Source organism: Limnohabitans sp. Rim47 (genome assembly GCF_001517545.1).
Classification (GTDB): Bacteria; Pseudomonadota; Gammaproteobacteria; order Burkholderiales; family Burkholderiaceae_C; genus Limnohabitans_A.
On sequence record NZ_FBYA01000002.1, the window covers coordinates 147454 to 166029 of the forward strand.

The window sequence follows — 18576 nt, forward strand, 5'->3', positions numbered from 1 at the left end:
CGCGTTCACCTTTGTCTGGCCAAACGCGGGTCCAGCACATCGCGCAAGCCATCGCCCAACAGGTTCAAGCCCAACACCGCCAGCGCAATGGCAGCACCCGGGTAAACCGCCAACAAGGGGGCTTGGAACATTTGCGATTGCGCCTCATTGAGCATGCGACCCCAACTGGGCTGCGGCGGTTGCGTGCCCAAGCCCAGGTAAGACAGCGCCGCCTCGGCCAAAATGGCGATGGCAAACTGGATGGTGGACTGCACGATCAGCACACTGGCGATGTTGGGCAACACATGCACCCATGTGATGGCCAGCGGCCCTTGGCCTGCGGCGCGGGCGGCGGCAGTGAAGTCGCGCGACCACACGGCATTGGCCGCGCCACGGGTGATGCGGGCAAAAACCGGGATGTTGAAAATGCCAATGGCCACTATGCTGACCACCAAACCCGGTCCGTAAATGGCAGTCAGCATGATGGCCGACAACAAAGCAGGAAAGGCAAAGGTGAAGTCCGATGCCCGCATGATGACTTCCTCAACCCAGCCACGCTGCGCTGACGCCAACAAGCCCAAAGGCACGCCCACCCCCAAGCCGATGCCCACCGCGATGAAGCCCACCAACAAAGAATTTTGACTGCCAACCAAGAGCAAAGTGCCGATGTCGCGCCCCAAGCTGTCTGTGCCCATCCAATGCGCTGCGCTGGGCATGGCCAGTTTGTTGGGGATGTCGATGTCGCCCGCCGGGTAAGGCGACCAAAACAAAGACAGCAGCGCACACGACACCATCAGCAACACCACGGCCCCGCCTGCCACGAAACTGGGGTGCCGACAAGCGCGACGGATAAACGTGTTTTTATCCGGCATGGCCCGCCTTCAGACGTGGATCAATCCATGCGTAAAGCACATCAATAAAAAAATTGATGAGGATGACCAAGGCGGCCAGCAACATGACCACATCGCGCACCACGATCAGATCGCGGTTGGCAATGGCCTGAAAGATCAGCCGCCCGATGCCCGGCAGCACAAACACGTTTTCAATCACGATGGCGCTGGTGATCAGGTTGCCAAACTGCAAGCCCATCACCGTGAGCACCGGGATCATGGCATTGCGCAACACATGCCCCCACAACACTTGCCGACGCGACAGCCCTTTGGCCCTTGCGGTTCGCACAAAATCTTCACGCAAAGTATCAAGCACGGCCGAGCGCGTCACCCGCGTCAAAATCGCCGTTTGCACCGCCGCCAGTGCCATGGCCGGCAGCAGCAGGGCCTTGAGGCCCTCGACCATCCCGCCACCTGTTTCTTCTGTCCATCCCGGAAAACCGCCTGCGCTGACCCACTCCAAGTGGACCGCGAACAGCAAAATCAACAAGATGGCCAGCCAAAAATTCGGCAAAGCCAGGCCCAACTGGCTGAGCGTCATCACCCCCACATCACCCGCCTTGTTTTGCTGCGAGGCGGCATAGATGCCCAGCGCCAGCGCCAACGCCACCGTCAAGCCCATGGCCATGACGGCCAGCGGCAAAGTGACTTGCAAACGCTCGGCCATCAACTGGGCGGTGGGGGTCTCGTAGGAAATGCTCAAACCGGTTTGCCCCTGCAACAACCCACCGACCCAATTCGCATAGCGGGCGGCTGCAGGCTGGTTCAGGCCCAGCTTGTCTTCCATGGCGGCCATCGACTCGGGCGTGGCCGTTTCGCCCAAAATCACCTGGGCCGCATTGCCGGGCAGCAATTCCAGCACGGCAAACACCACGACCGACGTGGCCAGCAGGGTCAACACAAAGCTCAGCAGCCGTCTCAAAACGAACAGGGGCACGCGCTATCCTTGGGGTCTGTGAGCAACGATGAACAGGGTTTTCAATGGCATCGCAAATGATTGTAAACAGCGAACACGGCAGCATTGTGGATGTGCCGGGTTTACAGGTCGGCCACTTCACGCTCGGCGAACGCCTGACGGGCTGCTCGGTGGTGCTGGCCCCTGACGGCGCTGTGGGCGCGGTGGACGTACGAGGTGCCGCGCCAGGCACGCGCGAGACCGATTTACTCGACCCCGCCAATTTGGTAGACAAAGTGCATGCCGTGCTGCTCAGTGGTGGCAGTGCTTTTGGTCTGGATGCCGCCAGCGGCGTGGTGCGGTGGCTGGAGGAACACGGCATTGGCTTTGAAACCGGCTATGGCCGCGTGCCCATCGTGCCTGCGGCCGTCTTGTTTGACTTGCCTGTGGTCCGCCCAGGCGACGACCCCAAAGCACGCCCCCAAGCCCAGGCGGGTTACGCCGCCTGCCAAGCGGCATCTGCCGCACTGCCGGCGGCAGGCAATGTGGGCGCGGGTGCGGGCGCCTGCGTGGGCAAACTGTTTGGTCTGGACCGCTGCATGAAAGGGGGCATTGGCAACGCCAGCGTGCGCGTAGGCCCCTGGGTGGTCGGTGCCTTGGTGGCCTGCAACGCGGTGGGCGATGTGATCGACCCGGCCAACGGGCAGCTATTGGCAGGTGCCCGCACAGCCGACGGCACGGGCCTGCTGGACAGCCAACGCGCCTTGTTGGCGGGCGAGCGCGGCCAGCGCCCATTGCCCGGCACCAACACCACCATCGGGGTGGTGGCCACCAACGCCACACTCACCAAAGCACAGGCCAAACGCCTGGCCATGAGCGCCCACGACGGACTGGCCCGCAGCATCCGGCCCGCCCATACCCCGCTCGACGGTGACACCTTGTTTGCCATGGCCACCGGCACCGAAACCAGCCCGGCCGACCTGATGCTCCTCACCGTGATGGCCGCCGAAGCCACGGCACTAGCCACGCTCGACGCCATACGACAAGCAAAGAGCATCGAAACAACTGGCGGGACAGTGCCTGCGGCCTCTGCCTGGCAGCGGTCCGATAAAATCCTTCACCTATGACAAACCAACTCGACAAAAAATCCCAAGCCTGGTCCGCGCTCTTTTCTGAACCCATGAGCGAGTTGGTCAAGCGCTACACCGCCAGCGTGTTCTTTGACAAGCGCCTGTGGCAAGCCGACATCCAGGGCTCGCTGGCCCACGCCGACATGCTGGCTGCGCAAAAGATCATCGGCACCAGCGACCTGGCCGACATCCAGCGCGGCATGGCGCAGATCACGCAAGAGATCGAATCGGGTGCTTTTGAATGGAAGCTCGACCTGGAAGACGTGCACCTGAACATCGAAGCGCGCCTGACCCAACTGGTGGGCGACGCGGGCAAACGCCTGCACACCGGGCGCAGCCGCAACGACCAAGTGGCCACCGATGTGCGCCTGTGGCTGCGCAGCGAGATGGACGTGATCATCGATTTGCTGGCCGACCTGCAAAAGTCACTGGTCGATGTGGCCGAGCAAAACGTCGAAGTGATCCTGCCCGGCTTTACCCACCTGCAAGTGGCCCAGCCCGTGAGCTTTGCGCACCATTTGCTGGCCTATGTCGAAATGTTTGCCCGTGACGCCGAGCGCATGGTGGACGTGCGCCGCCGCACCAACCGCCTGCCATTGGGCAGCGCCGCCCTGGCTGGCACCACCTACCCACTGGACCGCGAACGCGTGGCCCGCACCTTGGGCATGGTCGATGAACACGGCCACCCACAGGTCTGCCAAAACAGCCTGGACGGCGTGAGCGACCGCGACTTTGCCATCGAATTCAGCGCTGCGGCCAGCCTGAGCATGGTGCACATCAGCCGCTTCAGCGAAGAACTGATCTTGTGGATGAGCCAGAACTTTGGCTTTGTGCGCATTGCCGACCGTTTCACCACGGGCTCTTCCATCATGCCGCAGAAGAAAAACCCCGACGTGCCCGAGCTGGCGCGCGGCAAGACAGGCCGCGTGGTCGGCCACTTGATGGGCCTGATCACCTTGATGAAGGGCCAGCCCCTGGCCTACAACAAGGACAACCAGGAAGACAAAGAGCCGCTGTTCGACACCGTGGACACGCTCAAGGACACCCTGCGCATCTTCAGCGAAATGGTCGGCGGCCAAGTCAACCCGGCCACGGGCCAGAAGGAAGGCGGCATCACTGTGAATGCCGCTGCCATGGAAGCTGCCGTGAAAAAAGGCTACGCCACCGCCACCGACTTGGCCGACTATTTGGTCAAGAAAGGCCTGCCCTTCCGTGATGCCCACGAAGTGGTGGCCCATGCGGTCAAGACCGCCCAGGGCCTGGGCGTGGACCTGTCAGAGTTGCCGCTCGAAACCCTGCAAAAGTTTGACAGCCGCATCGAAGCCGATGTGTTCGGTCCGCTCAGCCTGCAAGGGTCTTTGAACGCCCGCAACACGCTGGGTGGCACTGCGCCCGCGCAAGTGCGTCTGCAAATTGCGCGTCACCGAGTGCGTCTTGCCTGATCAGCGACATGCCAGCCCATTGGGCAAGCATTTAATTGGGCAAGCACTTCGTTTGAAGCGAATCAAACACGGGCCATTGGGTTCACCCGCCCCCTGAAAACCTGACGAGCATCAGCGCATGTTGATGCAAACATTGAACGCATTGCGGCCAATTTGGCGCAGAGGCCGTGGGTCGTGAACCCACGCTTGTATTGGGCTTTCACGCACAAACGCATCTGTGTGCAAGATCGCACTGTGGGCATTGCCGGACAACAACTGGATTCACTGCAAGGCGAAATTCAGGCCAAGACCTTGGTTTTGACATGGCCGCAGGATGTGTCGCGTCTGCTGCGCCTTGCCCGTCCCAGCATGGGGCCTATTGACCAGGCCCCTTTCACTGGCACTTTCCCTGGCCATGGTCCTGGCACCTTCCGTGGCCATGGCCCAGGTGATAACCGCCCTGATCGTGGGCTCGTCCATCGTGAAGACGGTGCAAGGTGGGCCCACGCCGTGAGGGCTGCGTGCGTTTGGTTTTATGGGCTTTTGCGGTCTGGGTACGGCCACGCACAGACCCTATGAGTCCAAGGCCCAAGACTGACCCCTGTTAGCGCGTCACAGCACAAACCACTGCTGTTGACTTAGAGAAACGGATGAGTTCCGAGGAGGTCACGCATGCAATTCCACACCCAGTCGTCTCAAATTGAAAAACTGCAAGGGGTGCCGCGCACCTTGCTGGTGCCATTGGCGGCCCGTGCGCAAGGCGGTGCTTCGTTTCCGGCATTGGATCCCCATGACCGCTATGCACGACAACTGCTCTCAGCCCTGGGCACCGAGGCACAAACCCACCTCAGTGATCTGCCTGTCGTGGTCAATGTGCTTTGGCGAACCGGCCTGATCAAACAAATGGGCCGCGATTTTTTTACCCGCCACCCCGAGGGTCTGGGTGTCAATCTGGGTGCGGGATTGGCGCATTATTTCCAATGGCTTGGCCAAGACAACAACGCGTGGGTGGATGTGGATCTGGAGCAAGTGATTGAACTGCGCCAGTTGTTGATTCCGCCAACGTCTTCGCAATGTGATAGCCACGCCATGGACATCACCCAGCCAGGCTGGTGGCAAGGTCTGACGGGGCACCAGCGTCATTCAAGGCAGCCGGTTTTGTTGGTTTGCGAAGGGGTGTTGATGTATTTGCAGCCCTTCAAGGTGAACCGCATCATTCAGGAGATCTGTGAAAACGCGCCCGATGGCTCTGAACTGTTGCTGGATTTCATATCCCCTTTGGCCGTAGGCCCTACAGCGATACTGAAGCCTCAAGAGGAACCCGATGCCCCTTTTGCCTGGGGCGTGCACAACGGCCAAGAGATCTCCCATGTGCACCCGCGATTGGAATTGGTGTCTCAGCACAGTGTGTCTGAGGCTTATGGATTGGGTTCCACTTGGGCCGAGATGTACTGGCACATGTTCACGGGCGGCCCGCTCTATGGCATGGCCCGATTCCGGATCTCATAGCCCAAGCAAACCACGGCTTGAACTTCGATGCAAAGAAAGACCATGAAACCCAGCCGGCGATGACATCCGCGATAATTTGCGGGCCGACCGGCCTTCTTGCAAACCCATTGTCTTTTCATGCACACCATGACCACCATTGCCGAAACCACGCCCACCCTGATGCCCTGGACCGATTCGCTCAACACAGGCGATGCACGCATGGACGAAACCCACCAGGAGTTTGTGGACATGATCAACACGATCTTGGCCACCCCTGAAGACGAGCAACTGCCGGTTTACAAAGAGTTTTTAAACCACACGGTGGAGCACTTTGCGCAGGAAGAGCGCTGGATGCTGGCCACCGGCTTTTCGGCCGACAACTGCCACGCCGAGCACCACGCCACCATTTTGGAAACCATGCGCGTGGTCGAAGCCCACTATCTGGACACCGACAAGCAAATCATCACCCGCATGGCCGAAGCGCTGGCCGAGTGGTTCCCTGGGCATGCCAACAGCATGGACGCTGGCTTGGCGGCGCACCTGAAGTCGGTGGGCTTTGACAGCGTGACTGAAACCCTGGCCGACCCATCGGCCATCAAAAACGTGACCATGTCGGGCTGCGGCAGCGTGAGCTGCAGTTAAGCCGTCCCCAATGGGCCCTCAACCCCTGACAGGTTGAGGCCTTTTTGAAACGGGTCCAAACGCGGGTTCGGTACAGTTCAAGCGCTGGTCACTCCAGCGTGATTTTTTCGTCCTTGACGATTTTGGCCATCGCTGGAATTTCTGAGCGCATCCATTGGGCGAATTGGTCGGGTGTCATGCCAGAGGGCTCTGCGCCCAACGCCGTCAAACGCTCTTTGATCTCTGGCAGGGCGGCAATGCGTTGAATCTCGGCATGCAATTTGTCAATGACCGCCTTGGGTGTGCCCGCTGGCGCCAGCAGCCCCTGAAAACTTCCTGTCAAAAAGCCGGGCAACGACTCCGAAACGGTGGGCGTTTCAGGCATTTGTGCGTTGCGTTTGGTGCTCGAGATGGCGATCAATTTGATCTTGCCCGCCTTGACGTGCGGATAAGTGGCCACCATGCCATTGAACATGACGTCAACTTGTCCACCGATCAAATCGGTGATGGCTTGTGCACCGCCTTTGTAAGGCACATAACCCCACTCAAAGCCGTTGCGCTGCGCGTACATGACGCCAGCCAGATGCGAGGCGCTGCCCATGCCTGCAGCCACGGCGTAATTGAGCTTGCCCTTTTGAGATTTGGCATAGGCCACCAATTCTGCCGGTGTGTTGGCAGGCACTTTGGTGCTGACCGCCAGCAAGTGGGGGGAATAGGCCACCATGGCGACAGGTGCAAAGTCTTTCTCAGCATTGAAGGGCAGTTTGAATAAAGCAGGGCTGATCACCAAATTGCCCACATCCATCAGCACCAAGGTATGGCCATCGGCGGCTGACTTGGCCACCGCATCAGCCCCCAGGTTACCGCTGGAGCCAGGACGGTTTTCGACCACCACGGCTTGCCCCCAACTCTCGGTGATTTTTTGCCCAAAAATTCTGGCCAAGACATCTGACGTTCCACCCGCCGGAAACGGCACCACAATTTTGATGGGTTTGGTCGGGTAGGTTGCCTGTGCCCAAGCAGGTACCATGGGCGTGATCAGAACCGCTGTCAATGCAGCAAATAAAAATGACTTGTTCATACCCATCTCCGGTTTAAAAAAATGCTGTCATCACGAAAACTCAAAACTGCCCTGAGTCCACCGCCGGGCCTGTTCGCTCAATGAAACACCCAGGCCAAGCCGGGTAGGCACCCGCATGCGGCCGTCTTTGATCTGGATGCGCTCGTTGAACAGCGGTTCGAGCCATTCAAAGTGCTCGACCCACGGTTCGGTTTTGTAATGGGCTGCCAAGTGGATGTGCAGCTCCATGGCAAAGTGCGGGGCCAACATGATGCCTGCGTGCTCGGCCAACTGCGCGATCTTGAGAAAAGGAGTGATGCCGCCCACACGCGGGCCGTCGGGCATCAGAAAATCGGCTGCGCGGTGGCGAATCAGGTCCCAGTGCTCCTGCACGCTGGTGAGCATTTCGCCCGTCGCAATGGGGGTGTCGAACTGGGCGGCCAGCGCGGCGTGGCCTTCGTGGTCATAGGCGTCCAGAGGCTCCTCAATCCAGATCAGGTTCATGGGCTCGAAACGGCGGCACATGCGCTGCGCGGTCGGGCGGTCCCATTGCTGGTTGGCGTCCACCATGATCGGAAAGCGGTCACCCAGATGCTGGCGCACGGCACTCACACGCTCGATGTCTTTATCGCAGTCGGGCTGCCCTACTTTGAGCTTGATGCCGCCAATGCCCTGGTCTACCGAGGCCGCAGCGTTGACCAGCAACTGGTCGAGCGGCGTATGCAAAAACCCGCCCGAGGTGTTGTAGCAGCGCACGCTGTCTCTGTGCGTGCCCAGCAGCTTGGCCAACGACAAGCCTGCGCGTTTGGCCTTCATGTCCCACAGGGCCACATCGAACGCGCCAATGGCCTGCACGCTCAAACCGCTGCGGCCCACCGAAGCCCCAGCCCAGCAAAGCTTGTCCCAAAGCTTGGCGATGTCGTTGGGGTCTTCGCCGATCAAGACCGGTGCAATCTCTTTGGCATGCGCAAACTGGCCGGGGCCACCTGCACGTTTTGAATAGCTGAAGCCTACGCCCTCGGCACCGTCCCGGGTCTTGATTTCAACAAACAAGATAGCGATTTCGGTCATCGGCTTTTGCCGACCGGTCAGCACCTTGGCGTCGCTGATCGGGTTGGCCAAGGGCAAGGTGCATGCCGAAACGCGGACCCAGGAAATAGCGTCAGACATTTGAAATCCTTATTCGGCTTTGATGCCCGCAGCCTTGATGACGCGGGTCCACTGGTCCAGTTCGGACTTGAGGAAAGCCACATAGTGCTTGCTGCCCGAGGGGGGCACCACAAAACCAACCGAAGTCAGGCGGTTCCTGAAAGCATCGGATTTCATGGCCTGGGCCATGCCCGCCTCGAGCTTGTCCACAATCGCTTGCGGTGTGCCCTTGGCCACAGAAATACCGGACCATGAAGTGGCCTCAAAACCCTTGTAGCCGGACTCCGCCACGGTGGGGGTATCAGGATAGAGCGAGTTGCGCTCTTTGCTGGAGACTGCAATCGCGCGCAATTTGCCCGCCTTCACATGGGGCAAGGCCACGTCCTGGTTCAGGAATACCATGGGGATGGTGCCAGCCAACAGGTCGTTGAGCATGGGGCCACCGCCCTTGTAGGGGATGCCGGTCAGGAAGATGCCGGTAGTCTGCTTGAACAGTTCCATCGCCATGTGACCCGAAGCCGCGTGGGTGAAGCCGTAGTCCAGCTTGCCCGGGTTCTTCTTGGCGTAGTCCACCAGGTCCTTCACCGTCTTGAAAGGCTGCGAAGGATGCACCAGCAACACGTTGGGGCCGGAGTTCACCTGCGACAGGTGGATGAAGTCGGTCATCGAGTTGTACTTGAGGTTGGCATCCAAGCCGTGTGCCACCGCGTTTTGCCCTACCCCGGACTGGATCAGGGTGTAGCCGTCGGCTGGCAGTTTGAGTGCACGGTCCATGCCCACGATGCCGCCGGCACCGGCAATGTTCTCCACCACGATAGGCTGCTTGAGCACCTTGCCCAGCTCTTCCGCCACCAGGCGGCCCATGACATCGCTGGTGCCTCCGGGTGGAAAAGCCACGATCAGCTTGATGGGTTTGTTGGGGTAGTCGGCTTGTGCAATGGCCTGCCCCTGGCCCAGCAAGCCCAGACCGGCAAGGCCGATCGCAGTCAGCAGTTGGCGTTTTTTCATCATGGTTGTCTCCTCGAGTTATGGTTTTAAAAAATCAAAAAGTGGTGTCAAAAAATCAGGTAATCGGTGCGGGGTTGAACAGCACCAGCGCGTTGTGCAGTTTCCAGTGCTCGGCCCAAGTTCGTTTGCCGCTGGCGGTTTCCAGCAGCATGTGGAACAGCGCCCAGCCCGCTTCTTCAATCGTCATCGCACCATCGGCGATCTGGCCCGCATTGAAATCCATCAAGTCGTGCCAGCGGCGTGCCAAGTCGCTGCGCGTCGCCACCTTGACCACCGGGCAGGCCTGCAAACCATAAGGCGTGCCGCGCCCGGTGGTGAACACGTGCACATTCATGCCAGCAGCCAATTGCAGCGTGCCGCAGATGAAATCACTGGCAGGCGTAGCGGCAAAGACCAGCCCCTTTTGATCTGGCTTGAGCTTGTCGCCCGGCGCGAGCACGCTGGCAATCGCCCCGCTACCGCTCTTGATGATCGAGCCCATGGCTTTTTCAGCGATATTGGACAAGCCTCCGGCCTTGTTGCCCGGCGTGGTGTTGGCGGTGCGGTCTGCCCGGCCACGGTCAAGATACTGGTCGTACCAGCCGAGTTCACGCACCACGTCTTGTGCAACCTTAAACGTGGCGGCGCGGCTGGTGAGCTGCTCCACCGCATCGCGTACCTCGGTGTTTTCCGAGAACATCACGGTGCCGCCGGTGCGTACGATCAGGTCGGCCATATAGCCCACCGCCGGGTTGGCGGTCACGCCAGAAAACGCGTCACTCCCGCCGCACTGCACGCCCACTACCAAGGCGCTGGCAGGTACGGTCTGGCGACGGCGGGCATTCAGGCGCGCCAAGTGGGGTCGGGCACGCTGCACGATGTCGTCGATCATGGACATGAAGCCCACGTGTTCGTCGTCCTGCAGGCACACCAGATCAGGGCCTTTGTCTTTGTCACGCGCGTCGTGCACCGGGAAGCTGCCGGGCGGCAACAATCGCGATGGTTGCAGCTTTTCGCAACCCAAACTCACCACCATGACCTCATCACCAAAGTTGGGGTTGAGGCTGATGTTTCGCAGCGTGCGGATCGGAATCTCAGCGCCGGGCGCGTCGATTGCAACACCACAGCCATAGGTGTGCTCCAGGCCCACCACACCGTCCACATTCGGGTACATCGGCAACAGCTCGCGCTCGATGCGCTCAACAGCGATCTTGACCACGCCTGCCACGCACTGCACCGTGGTGCTGATGGCCAGCAGGTTGCGCGTGCCCACCGAGCCGTTGGCGTTCACATAACCTTCAAAGGTGTGGCCCTCCAGCTGTGCCCACTGAGGCGCGGGGACCGTGGCCATGGGCAGGTCTTGCAGTTCACGCGCAGGCGGAATGTCCAAGATTCGCTCGTGCACCCAACTGCCCGCCGCGATCGCTTCTCGGGCAAAGCCCACCGGCACGTTGTAACGCAGCACAGCCTGGCCTACGGCAATGTCTTTCAAGGCCACCTTGTGGCCTTGTGGGACCTTGTCACGCAAGGTCAAGCCTTCGGGCAAGACGGTGCCTGCGGGGAGACCGCCATCGTTGGCGATGATGGCCACATTGTCATTCGGGTGCATGCGAATGGCCAAAGAACGCAGGGGTGTGATCATGTCAATAACGAGGCTGTTTGCCCGTGAAAGTGGGGTCGTACTTGCGCATCTGGCCCAAGTCGTCGCGGTTGCGAATGCCGCAGTGCAGCCAGTTGTCGTGCAGGCGTTCCATCGCTTGGGGATCAATGGAGACACCCAGGCCCGGGCCACGCGGTACGCGCAAACTGCCGTTTTCAAATTGGAGGCGACCGCCCTTCACGATTTCCTCGTCCTGCCAAGGGTAATGGGTGTCACATGCGTAGGCCAGGTGCGGCACCGATGCGGCCAGGTGGGTCATCGCGGTCAGGCTGATGCCCAAGTGCGAGTTGGAGTGCATGGACAAGCCCATGTCAAAGGTCTGGCACAGGCGCGCGAGCTGTTGCGTGGTGCGCAAGCCACCCCAGTAGTGGTGGTCAGAAAGCACGATGCGCACCGGACAACCCAGGCGCACGTTGTCCGCAAACTCTTTGTAGTCGGTCACGACCATGTTGGTGGCCAGCGGCACATCACAAGCCCGTGCAACCTCGGCCATGCCCTGCAGGCCGGGGGCCGGGTCTTCGTAATACTCCAGCACGCCGCGAAGCTGCTCGACCACCTTGAGGCTGGTGGCCACGGTCCAGTTGGCGTTGGGGTCGATGCGCAGCGGCGCGCCCGGAAAGGCTTTGGCCAGCGCCAGCAGGGCGGCCACTTCTTGCGCCGGGGGCAGAGCGCCCGCCTTGAGTTTGATGCTCTTGAAGCCGTACTGCTCGATCATGCGGCGCGCCTGCGCCACCATCTGCGCGGGGGCAATGCCTTCGCCAAAAGGGTCGGCGGCGTAAGGCTGGTCGATGTGCTCGGCGTATTTAAAAAACAAATAAGCACTGAAAGGCACCGCATCGCGTGCGGCGCCGCCCAGCAGATCCACCACCGGTGCGTTGGCCAACTGCCCCTGCAGGTCCAGCATGGCAACTTCAAAGGCACTGATGACCTTGGCCACGTTTTTGGACACATGGGTGCCCGGGGCCAAGGAGATCTGTTCCCCCAAAAACTCCGAGGTGTGCCCATCGGGCTGCACCAGTGCCCGTACACGCGTTTCCATCGCGTTCAGGTCCCAGGGCGACAGGCCTTCTAAGGCGGGTGCGGCTTTGGCCAGCACGTCCAGCATGGCCTGGTCGCCATAGGTCTCGTTGATGCCCACGCGTGCGCAACTGGTTTCGATTTGGATGATAGAGCGCAGGGCCCAAGGTTCGTGAATGCCTGCTGCATTGAGCAAAGGCGGATCGCGAAAGGCGATGGGCGTGACCTGCACGCGTCGGATGGTGTGCTGCTTCAACATGGCTTACTTGAGCAAATTAGGCAACCACAAGGTGAACTGAGGCACATAAGTTACCAGCAGCATGGCCAAGGTCAAAGCACCATAAAAAGGCGCAATGGTGCGCATGACCTGCCCCACCGAAATCCCGCCAATGGCGCAACCCACAAACTGGACCGTTCCAACAGGCGGCGTGTTAAGGCCCAGGGCACAGTTGATCAACAACATGATGCCGAACTGCATCGGGTCCATACCAAAGTGCATGGCAATCGGCAAGAAGATCGGGGTGCAAATTAGGATGGTGGCCGCCATGTCCAAAAAGGTGCCGAGGATGAACAACAAGATGTTGATCATCAAAAAGATGATCCAGGGCTCGGTGCTGACTTTTTGCATCAACGCCCCGGTCAACTGCGGCACTTCATACAAAGCCATGAAATAGCCAAAGGCATTGGAAATGCCGATCAACAAAAGCACCACGCCTGTAGTTTTACAAGCCTTGGCGCAGGCTTTCAGAAAATTATTGAAAGTCAAGGTGCGGTACACGACCACAGTGACAAACAAAGCCCAGGCCACGGCAATCGAGGCCGACTCGGTGGCCGTGAAAGCGCCCGACAAAATGCCGCCCAAAATGATCACCACCACAAAAAGTCCGGGCAAGGCCGCGCCAAAAGCCTTCAGCACCTCCAGCCAGCCAGGGAAATGGCCGTGGATCGGATAGCCCCGGCGCACCGCCACCCAATAGGCGGCCCCCAGGTTGCACAACGTCAAGATGATGGCAGGCACCAGACCCGCCAAAATCAAGCCCAGCACACTGACCGACGCCAGGCCCGAAGCGGCCAGCGTGAAGATGATCATGTTGTGCGAGGTGGGCATGATGGCCCCCACCAAAGCCGCGTGTGTGGTCACATTCACGGCATAGTCGGCGTCATAGCCTTCTTTTTTCATGAGCGGAATCATCACCGAGCCCATGGCCGAGACATCGGCCAATGGCGAGCCCGCTACACCCCCAAAAATGGTGCAGCCGATCACATTGCTCATGCCCAAACCGCCCCGCACATGGCCGACCAGACTGTTGGCAAAGCGCACGATGCGGTCGGCGATGCCGCCATAAAGCATCAACTCACCCGCAAAAACAAAAAACGGAATGGCCAGAAAGGAGAACACCTGCATGCCTCCGACCATTTTTTGAAACACCATGGCCACCGGCAAGCCGGCGGCCATGATGGTGGCGACAGAAGACAGGCCGATGGCGAAAGCCACCGGAACACCCAAGATCAGCAGCAAAGTAAAGCTGAGGGCAAGAACAGTCAATTCCATGGCATCAATCCCAAACAGGCTTTACAAGCTCACCGCGCAGCAAGGCCACGATGTGTTCAATCGAGAAAAGCAAAATCAAAGCCCCCGCGATGATCACGGGCACATAGTCGATGCCGTCAGGCACTGGCAGCATCGGTTTCTTTTCATCCCACTTGGCAGAAGCCCAAAGCCAGCCCCCCTGAACCATCAGGTAGCCAAAAAGGGCCACCAGCGCATGGATCAAGATTTCAATGCGGTGCTGCCATTTTTCAGGCAACAAGACCACCAGGGATTCCAGCCCGATGTGGCCCGCATCACGCACCCCAACGGCCAAACCAAAGGCCGTGACGAACAGCACGATCAACATCGCCAAGGCTTCGGCCCAGGTCGGGGTGTCATTGAAAACATAACGCCCAATGACCTGCCACTGAACACACAAGATCACGGCAATCAGGCCGATCACGGCCAGCACCAGACAGATCTTGGAGACCGTTGCACAAAATTTGGTGAACATCAAAAACTCCAGCCCCCGTCTCTCGCCAGGGGCACAGGGGAAAAACGCTTACTTGGTGTCTTGAATGGCTTTAATCGCACGCTTCATTTCGGGCGTGGTCATGAACTTGTCGTACACCGGACCCATCACAGCCTGGAAAGACTTCTTGTCCACTTCGACAATCTCGGCACCTGCGGCCTTGACATTGGCCAGTGATTTGCTTTCGGCTTCGTCCCATGCTTTGCGCTGAACGGCCACCGACTCTTTCGCCGCCTGACGGACCATGGCTTGCTCGTTGGCAGGCAACTTGTCCCAAGTGACCTTGGACATCACCAAAATCTCAGGGGCCATGGAGTGCTCGGTTTTGGAATAAACCTTCACAGCTTCCACATGTTTGGCCGTATCAAACGAAGGGATGTTGTTTTCAGCAGCATCGATCAGCCCCGTCTTCAGGCCGGTATAGACCTCGCCATAAGGCATGGGCGTGGCGTTGGCGCCCATGGCACTGACCAGCGCCACCCACAGATCAGACTGCTGCACACGGATCTTCAGACCCTTGGCATCGGCCACGCTCTTGATGGCTTTCTTGGCGTAAATGGAGCGGGCACCGCTGTCATAAAAAGCCAAGCCCACGTAACCCACAGCTTCGCAGCTCTTGAGGATTTCGGCGCCCACAGGGCCGTCCAGCGCATGGCGCATGTGCTCCACCGAGCGGAACAAAAACGGCATAGTGGGCACCATGGTCATGGGGCAGACGCCATTCATGGGAGCGACGTTGACGCGCACCATGTCGAGCGCACCGATTTTCACTTGGTCGATGGTCTCTTTTTCGGAGCCCAGTGCGCCTTTGTTGAAGACCTTGATCTTGTGCTTGCCGCCCGACAATTTATCGAGCACCGTGCTCATGTGCTTGACCGCCACCACGGTTGGATAGTCGTCGGCATTGTGGATGTCTGCCGAGCGAAATTCAGCAGCCTGTGCCGACAGGGCCAAGCCAGCAGCGATCGCCATCAAAGAAGGTTTGAGTTTCAGCATGAAAGTCTCCAGAGTTAAAAATTTTTTAAAACACACCATCAAACACTTGCGGGAAAACGGGAAAAAACAGGCTCCGGCATGCCGCGCACACCGGGCTGCAAAGCGATCACAGCGCCGCTCAAACCTCTTGCGGCCTCTGTGGTTTGCGCGGGAATGATCGAGGTCACCAACAACTGGTCCAGCTCTGCCCCCCCAAACGCGCACATAGAAGGCTTGGGCATGGGTACGGTCAGCGACCGGGCCCAGTGGCCCTGGGCATCAAATGCATGGATCTGTCCCGCATCGTTGCCGCATATCCAGTAATGCCCTTGCGCATCCACGGCCGCACCATCAGGGCGTCCCGGCCACGGGTTCATGTCCACAAACAGGCGCTGCTGGCTCAGCGTGCCTGTGACCACATCCAGGTCAAAAGCCCAAATTTTTTGCACCGTGGGATGCGAGTCAGACAAATACAACACTCGGCCATCGGGGCTCATGCCCAAGCCATTGGGCGTGCGCAAGCCCGTGACGTGTGGCCCCGTCAAGCCACGCTCGTCCAGGCAATAAAGCCCGCCTTGTGATGAAGCCAAAGACATGTCCATCACCATGGTGCCCACCCACAAACGCCCACTGGCATCACAGCGGCCGTCATTGAAGCGCATGCCCGCTGCGGGATGGGTGATACGTGCCAGCCACTGCACGTTTGCTTGGGCACCTTCATGCAAGGTGATGCGCGCAATGCCGGTTTCCATGGCCGCGACCAATTGCCCTTGAACGCCAGTCAAGGCAATGCAACCCACGCGCTCAGGCATGCGCCACGACTGCACCGGCTCCAAAGAGCCCGGTTGGCAGCAACGAACGAAGGGGCCTTCAATGTCCACCCACCACAAACGCTGCGAGCGGACATCCCACACAGGGGACTCACCCACACGGTCTTGTGTATCGGCAATGGTTTGACAAGGGGTCATGAAAGAGTGGCCATCAACGTGGGTGTTCTGATACATTGCTACTTAAGCACAGTGATCTGTTGTCGTACAAGTTAATTGTGCAAGTCACACCATCAAACCAAAATGGGTATTTACCCGATGAACACACCAACAGCCGAAGCCCCAAAGCGCAAAACACGGAGTTTGACCTTCGGGCTCGTCGATCAATTGAGCACCGAAATTCAAAATGGCACCCTGAACAGCGGCCAAAAATTACCCACCGAAGCGGCCATCATGGCGCGCTTTGGGGTCAGCCGAACTGTGGTCAGGGAAGCGATATCCAAACTCCAGGCCGCCAGTTTGGTAGAGACTCGGCACGGCATCGGCACCTTTGTTTTGACGCAGACAGACACCCCCTCTTTTCGCATCAATCCCAACCAATTGGGCACTTTGCACGACGTGATTGCCTTGCTGGAATTGCGCATCAGCATTGAAACCGAAGCCGCCGCACTGGCTGCTGTCAGACGCAACGAGGGCAATTTGCGTGTGATGCAGGACGCCATGGCCGCCTTTTTGAGCGCCATCGAAGAAGGCCGAGATGCCATCGCGGCCGATTTCCAGTTTCACCACGAAATCGCCCGCGCCACGCAAAACAACCACTTTGCCGACATGATGAATTCGCTGGGGTCGCAAGCCATTCCCAGAGCGCGCATCGAGACCACATCGCCAGAAGAGCCCCAACGCCTCGGCTATTTGCGGCGCGTCCATCAGGAGCATGAAAACATCCTGAACGCCATCACGGCTCAAGATGCCGAATCCGCACGCGCAGCGATGCGTACCCACCTGTCCAACAGCCGTGACCGCCATAAAAAAGGGATCTCCAGCCACTCCTGAGCCCCCAACAAGGGTTAATACGGACCCCCACAAACCCGACTAAGTTGTACGATGTCTGCTAAATTAACAGCCATTTACGCCATGTCCAAGACCCCATCAACCCCCGTGATCACACGCATGCAGGTGGTTCCCGTTGCAGGCCACGACGGCATGCTGCTCAACCTGAGCGGGGCGCACGGACCGTTTTTCACACGCAACATCGTCATCCTGACCGACTCGGCGGGTCGAACCGGCTTGGGCGAGGTGCCCGGCGGCGAAAAAATCCGCCAGACCCTGAATGACGCAAGGTCCCTAATCGAAGGCCAGCCCGTGGGCGACTACAACCGCCTGCTCAATGCCATGCGCCAACAGTTTGCTGACCGCGACAGTGGTGGCAGAGGCAACCAGACTTTTGACTTGCGCGTCACCATCCACGCCGTCACCGCCGTAGAAAGCGCCCTGCTCGACCTGCTGGGCCAGCACCTCAACGTGCCCGTGTGCGCCTTGTTGGGCCAGGGCCAGCAACGCACCCGCGTACAAATGCTGGGTTATCTGTTTTATGTGGGCGACCGCCAACAAACTGATCTGGCCTACCGCAGCGAACCCGACCAGTCCGACGACTGGCTGCGCCTGCGCCACGAAAAAGCCCTGACTGCCGAGGCTGTGGTGCGCTTGGCCGAAGCCGCGCAAGCGCGTTACGGATTTCAAGACTTCAAACTCAAAGGTGGCGTGCTGCGCGGCGAAGAAGAAGTCGAGGCCATCGTGGCCCTGCACGAACGCTTTCCAAAAGCCCGCATCACACTCGACCCGAATGGCGGCTGGCTGCTCAAAGACGCGATCCGACTGCTGCGCGACCACCGCGACACCATGGCCTATGCCGAAGACCCTTGCGGTGCAGAAGGCGTGTTTTCGGGCCGCGAAATCATGGCCGAATTCCGCCGCGCCACGGGCTTGCTCACCGCCACCAACATGGTCGCCACCGACTGGCGCGAGATGGCCCACAGCATCCAGTTGCAGTCGGTCGACATTCCGCTGGCCGACCCGCATTTCTGGACGCTGCAAGGCTCGGTGCGCGTGGCGCAGCTGTGCCAGATGTACGACCTGACCTGGGGCTCACACTCCAACAACCACTTTGACATTTCACTGGCCATGTTCACCCACTGTGCGGCAGCCGCACCTGGCAAGGTCACGGCCATCGACACGCACTGGATTTGGCAAGACGGTCAGTTCCTCACGCAAATGCCGCTGCAAATCAAGGACGGCTATGTGGATGTACCCGCCAAGCCCGGCTTGGGCATTGATGTTGACATGGCCGCCATCGAACGCGCACACCAGCTGTATTTGCAGCACGGCCTGGGCTCGCGCGACGACGCCATGGCCATGCAGTATTTGATACCCGGCTGGACATTCAACCCCAAGATGCCCGCACTGGTTCGCTGATC

17 protein-coding genes are annotated in these 18576 nt (G+C 59.5%); 6 read left to right on the forward strand and 11 right to left on the reverse strand.

Annotated elements, in window-relative coordinates:
- Positions 1-5: 5 nt before the first annotated feature.
- Both BN3544_RS05625 and BN3544_RS05630 read right to left on the reverse strand, forming a co-directional pair.
- Entirely contained in the window at positions 6-851 is an 846-nt protein-coding gene (locus BN3544_RS05625) for an ABC transporter permease (protein WP_019429507.1), read from the reverse strand.
- Positions 841-1806 (reverse strand): ABC transporter permease, encoded by a 966-nt coding sequence (locus BN3544_RS05630; RefSeq protein WP_019429506.1) that lies wholly within the window; start codon positions 1804-1806, stop codon positions 841-843. Before BN3544_RS05630 ends, BN3544_RS05625 begins: the two co-directional genes overlap by 11 nt.
- A 56-nt stretch (positions 1807-1862) precedes the next feature.
- Here BN3544_RS05630 and BN3544_RS05635 point away from each other — a divergent pair, with 56 nt between their 5' ends.
- The 4 genes from BN3544_RS05635 to BN3544_RS05655 all read left to right on the forward strand — a co-directional run bounded on the left by BN3544_RS05635 (position 1863) and on the right by BN3544_RS05655 (position 6445).
- The gene (locus BN3544_RS05635; RefSeq protein WP_050999086.1) at positions 1863-2891 is read left to right on the forward strand and encodes a P1 family peptidase; all 1029 of its coding nucleotides are present in this window, start codon (positions 1863-1865) and stop codon (positions 2889-2891) included.
- Positions 2888-4336, forward strand: a complete 1449-nt coding sequence (argH, locus tag BN3544_RS05640; RefSeq protein ID WP_019429504.1) for an argininosuccinate lyase — start codon at positions 2888-2890, stop codon at positions 4334-4336. Before BN3544_RS05635 ends, argH begins: the two co-directional genes overlap by 4 nt.
- Before the next feature lie 651 nt (positions 4337-4987).
- The gene (locus BN3544_RS05650) at positions 4988-5824 is read left to right on the forward strand and encodes a class I SAM-dependent methyltransferase (protein WP_019429501.1); all 837 of its coding nucleotides are present in this window, start codon (positions 4988-4990) and stop codon (positions 5822-5824) included.
- Positions 5825-5941: 117 nt separating this feature from the next.
- Positions 5942-6445, forward strand: a complete 504-nt coding sequence (locus tag BN3544_RS05655) for a bacteriohemerythrin (protein WP_155820416.1) — start codon at positions 5942-5944, stop codon at positions 6443-6445.
- A gap of 88 nt (positions 6446-6533) precedes the next feature.
- Here the strand turns inward: BN3544_RS05655 and BN3544_RS05660 are convergent, their stop codons facing one another.
- From BN3544_RS05660 to BN3544_RS05700, 9 genes are read right to left on the reverse strand one after another with little or no spacing between them, the layout of a single operon-like run.
- Positions 6534-7505 (reverse strand): Bug family tripartite tricarboxylate transporter substrate binding protein, encoded by a 972-nt coding sequence (locus tag BN3544_RS05660; RefSeq protein WP_019429499.1) that lies wholly within the window; start codon positions 7503-7505, stop codon positions 6534-6536.
- Between the two features lie 30 nt (positions 7506-7535).
- A complete protein-coding gene (locus BN3544_RS05665; protein ID WP_019429498.1) occupies positions 7536-8654 on the reverse strand; it encodes an L-talarate/galactarate dehydratase in 1119 nt (372 codons plus the stop codon).
- Positions 8655-8663: 9 nt separating this feature from the next.
- Positions 8664-9644: a Bug family tripartite tricarboxylate transporter substrate binding protein gene (locus BN3544_RS05670; RefSeq protein WP_019429497.1), complete on the reverse strand. Its 981-nt coding sequence runs from the start codon at positions 9642-9644 to the stop codon at positions 8664-8666.
- 52 nt (positions 9645-9696) lie between these two features.
- The gene (garD, locus tag BN3544_RS05675) at positions 9697-11262 is read right to left on the reverse strand and encodes a galactarate dehydratase (protein ID WP_019429496.1); all 1566 of its coding nucleotides are present in this window, start codon (positions 11260-11262) and stop codon (positions 9697-9699) included.
- Position 11263: 1 nt separating this feature from the next.
- Complete coding sequence (locus BN3544_RS05680; RefSeq protein WP_019429495.1) at positions 11264-12556, reverse strand: enolase C-terminal domain-like protein; 1293 nt, start codon at positions 12554-12556, stop codon at positions 11264-11266.
- A 3-nt stretch (positions 12557-12559) separates the two neighbouring features.
- Positions 12560-13849, reverse strand: a complete 1290-nt coding sequence (locus BN3544_RS05685) for a TRAP transporter large permease (RefSeq protein ID WP_019429494.1) — start codon at positions 13847-13849, stop codon at positions 12560-12562.
- 4 nt (positions 13850-13853) lie between these two features.
- A complete protein-coding gene (locus BN3544_RS05690; protein ID WP_019429493.1) occupies positions 13854-14342 on the reverse strand; it encodes a TRAP transporter small permease in 489 nt (162 codons plus the stop codon).
- Positions 14343-14390: 48 nt separating this feature from the next.
- Complete coding sequence (locus BN3544_RS05695) at positions 14391-15356, reverse strand: TRAP transporter substrate-binding protein (RefSeq protein WP_036074917.1); 966 nt, start codon at positions 15354-15356, stop codon at positions 14391-14393.
- 38 nt (positions 15357-15394) lie between these two features.
- Entirely contained in the window at positions 15395-16303 is a 909-nt protein-coding gene (locus BN3544_RS05700; RefSeq protein WP_026036558.1) for an SMP-30/gluconolactonase/LRE family protein, read from the reverse strand.
- A 117-nt stretch (positions 16304-16420) separates the two neighbouring features.
- Here BN3544_RS05700 and BN3544_RS05705 point away from each other — a divergent pair, with 117 nt between their 5' ends.
- Positions 16421-17155, forward strand: coding sequence for a FadR/GntR family transcriptional regulator (locus BN3544_RS05705; protein ID WP_019429490.1), 735 nt, complete (start codon positions 16421-16423; stop codon positions 17153-17155).
- Positions 17156-17206: 51 nt separating this feature from the next.
- Positions 17207-18574 carry a glucarate dehydratase gene (gene gudD / locus BN3544_RS05710; protein WP_231733903.1) on the forward strand — a complete coding sequence of 456 codons (1368 nt, stop codon included), beginning with the start codon at positions 17207-17209 and terminating at the stop codon, positions 18572-18574.
- Positions 18575-18576: the final 2 nt, after the last annotated feature.

What these genes read in the sequence shown, in the direction of transcription:
- garD (WP_019429496.1), bottom strand. Translation starts at nt 11,262, where the DNA reads ATGATCACACCCCTGCGTTCTTTGGCCATTCGCATGCACCCGAATGAC.
- BN3544_RS05700 (WP_026036558.1), bottom strand. Translation starts at nt 16,303, where the DNA reads ATGACCCCTTGTCAAACCATTGCCGATACACAAGACCGTGTGGGTGAG.
- BN3544_RS05680 (WP_019429495.1), bottom strand. Translation starts at nt 12,556, where the DNA reads ATGTTGAAGCAGCACACCATCCGACGCGTGCAGGTCACGCCCATCGCC.
- gudD (WP_231733903.1), top strand. Translation starts at nt 17,207, where the DNA reads ATGTCTGCTAAATTAACAGCCATTTACGCCATGTCCAAGACCCCATCA.
- BN3544_RS05690 (WP_019429493.1), bottom strand. Translation starts at nt 14,342, where the DNA reads ATGTTCACCAAATTTTGTGCAACGGTCTCCAAGATCTGTCTGGTGCTG.
- argH (WP_019429504.1), top strand. Translation starts at nt 2,888, where the DNA reads ATGACAAACCAACTCGACAAAAAATCCCAAGCCTGGTCCGCGCTCTTT.
- BN3544_RS05665 (WP_019429498.1), bottom strand. Translation starts at nt 8,654, where the DNA reads ATGTCTGACGCTATTTCCTGGGTCCGCGTTTCGGCATGCACCTTGCCC.
- BN3544_RS05660 (WP_019429499.1), bottom strand. Translation starts at nt 7,505, where the DNA reads ATGAACAAGTCATTTTTATTTGCTGCATTGACAGCGGTTCTGATCACG.
- BN3544_RS05625 (WP_019429507.1), bottom strand. Translation starts at nt 851, where the DNA reads ATGCCGGATAAAAACACGTTTATCCGTCGCGCTTGTCGGCACCCCAGT.
- BN3544_RS05705 (WP_019429490.1), top strand. Translation starts at nt 16,421, where the DNA reads ATGAACACACCAACAGCCGAAGCCCCAAAGCGCAAAACACGGAGTTTG.
- BN3544_RS05655 (WP_155820416.1), top strand. Translation starts at nt 5,942, where the DNA reads ATGCACACCATGACCACCATTGCCGAAACCACGCCCACCCTGATGCCC.
- BN3544_RS05650 (WP_019429501.1), top strand. Translation starts at nt 4,988, where the DNA reads ATGCAATTCCACACCCAGTCGTCTCAAATTGAAAAACTGCAAGGGGTG.
- BN3544_RS05695 (WP_036074917.1), bottom strand. Translation starts at nt 15,356, where the DNA reads ATGCTGAAACTCAAACCTTCTTTGATGGCGATCGCTGCTGGCTTGGCC.
- BN3544_RS05685 (WP_019429494.1), bottom strand. Translation starts at nt 13,849, where the DNA reads ATGGAATTGACTGTTCTTGCCCTCAGCTTTACTTTGCTGCTGATCTTG.
- BN3544_RS05635 (WP_050999086.1), top strand. Translation starts at nt 1,863, where the DNA reads ATGATTGTAAACAGCGAACACGGCAGCATTGTGGATGTGCCGGGTTTA.
- BN3544_RS05670 (WP_019429497.1), bottom strand. Translation starts at nt 9,644, where the DNA reads ATGATGAAAAAACGCCAACTGCTGACTGCGATCGGCCTTGCCGGTCTG.